At 45.2% G+C, this 1,705-nt stretch carries 2 protein-coding genes and 2 pseudogenes; all 4 read right to left on the bottom strand.

Translation table 11 applies throughout. The features are described 5' to 3' along the window. The coding region (locus BFF42_RS16155) for a transposase (RefSeq protein WP_000567737.1) at positions 1-287 on the bottom strand (287 nt) is incomplete at its 3' end. 75 nt (positions 288-362) lie between these two features. Further along, positions 363-836 carry a CS1 type fimbrial major subunit gene (locus tag BFF42_RS16150; RefSeq protein ID WP_000755096.1) on the bottom strand — a complete coding sequence of 158 codons (474 nt, stop codon included), beginning with the start codon at positions 834-836 and terminating at the stop codon, positions 363-365. Positions 837-865: 29 nt separating this feature from the next. After that, a pseudogene (locus BFF42_RS16145) lies at positions 866-1,354 on the bottom strand (fimbria/pilus periplasmic chaperone); the annotation flags it as partial. 16 nt (positions 1,355-1,370) lie between these two features. Continuing rightward, positions 1,371-1,705 (bottom strand): annotated as a pseudogene (locus BFF42_RS16140) (IS1-like element IS1X2 family transposase); the annotation flags it as partial.

Here is a 1,705-nt window from a genome sequence, read left to right as displayed (position 1 = left end):
AGTTCATTTTCCATCGTTTTCTTGCCGAGCAGGCGCTGGAGTTCTTTAATCTGCTTCATGGCGGCAGCAAGTTCAGAGGCAGGAACAACCTGTTCTCCGGCGGCCACAGCAGTAAGACTTCCTTCCTGGTATTGCTTACGCCAGAGAAATAACTGGCTGGCTGCTACACCATGTTGCCGGGCAACGAGGGAGACCGTCATCCCCGGTTCAAAGCTCTGCTGAACAATTGCGATCTTTTCCTGTGTGGTACGCCGTCTGCGTTTCTCCGGCCCTAAGACATCAATCATCTGTACTCCAATGACTAGTCTAAAAACTAGTATTAAGACTATCACTTATTTAAGTGATACTGGTTGTCTGGAGATTCAGGGGGCCAGTCTAATGCCTGTCTCCAGAACACCTTTGGTGGTTTGAGCAAACATCAGGTTTTTAGCCAGAGAACCGTTAGTTAACGCATCGGAAGCAAAGATTTTGGTTGCGGTAAAAGTGGTTGCCGCATCAGCTTTAATTTCTTCACCGCCCCAGGTTACTGTCAGCGGAACAATCTTGCTAGCATCCAGGCTTTGAACCAGTTGCGCCGGGGAAACTAACTGCATTTTTACATCTTTGGTAACGTCGTTAGACCAGATTTTGGTCATCAACTGGTAAGATTGCAGACCCTGCCCCGGCAGATATTGCATTTCTACTGCTTTCGGCAACGCGGTGTTATCGGTCTGTGTCATATCCAGAGCGGCATCAACGTTGGCCGTTACAGTAATATCCTTTTGTACTGCCAATGCGGAGCCTGCAACAGAAAACATCGCTGCGACCAGAAGAGATTTTGCAAATACCTTTTTCATTACTATTCCTTCGTTTATTACAATGATAATTAATGGATCGCCAGTTCAAACTCGCCATTATCTTTGGTGATCCAGTTATTATATTTGACAACGATTTTGTCGTAGCCAGATATGCTTTCAAGATTTCTTTCCTGACCAGGGAAGATGTTTTTATTTACGGTCTGTATCTTACAATTTTCTTTGCTATTATTTTTACAATAAGCGATCGTTAAAATCTTTAAGCGTTGATTCCCTGCATTAACTAATTTTTGGGCAGCATTTACTTCTAACTTAGCAATAGGTTGCTGAGGTGGAACACTAACAACAATCCCCCAAATTAAGCTAACTGTTAACTGCATAGAGAAATCTTTTTTATCTGTGGCAACGTCATCAATACTGGGAACCGCTTCAAATTTAACGCGTTAATTTTTTTCTTTTTGCTCTGGTTCCATTGCAACAAAGCGCACAGTTTTGCTACTACCGGCTGGTAAAGCGAATTTAGGTGGCATAACAACCAGATGATTTGCATCACCGGATTTAGGTAATGACTCCAACTTACTGATAGTGTTTTATGTTCAGATAATGCCCGATGACCTTGTCATGCAGCTCCACCGATTTTGAGAACGACAGTGACTTCCGTCCCAGCCTTGCCAGATGTTGTCTCAGATTCAGATTATGTCGCTCAATGCGCTGAGTGTAACGCTTGCTGATAACGTGCAGCTTTCCCTTCAGGCGTGATTCATACAGCGGCCAGCCATCCGTCATCCATACCACGACCTCAAAGGCCGACAGCAGGCTCAGAAGACGCTCCAGTGTGGCCAGAGTGCGTTCACCGAAGACGTGCGCCACAACCGTCCTCCGTATCCTGTCATACGCGTAAAACAGCCAGC

Origin of the sequence: Shigella sp. FC1661, assembly GCF_001712525.1 — a bacterium.
Lineage (GTDB): Bacteria > Pseudomonadota > Gammaproteobacteria > Enterobacterales > Enterobacteriaceae > Escherichia > Escherichia coli.
Note: the sequence above shows the minus strand (reverse complement) of the source record. Positions and strands in the feature narration are given on the sequence as shown.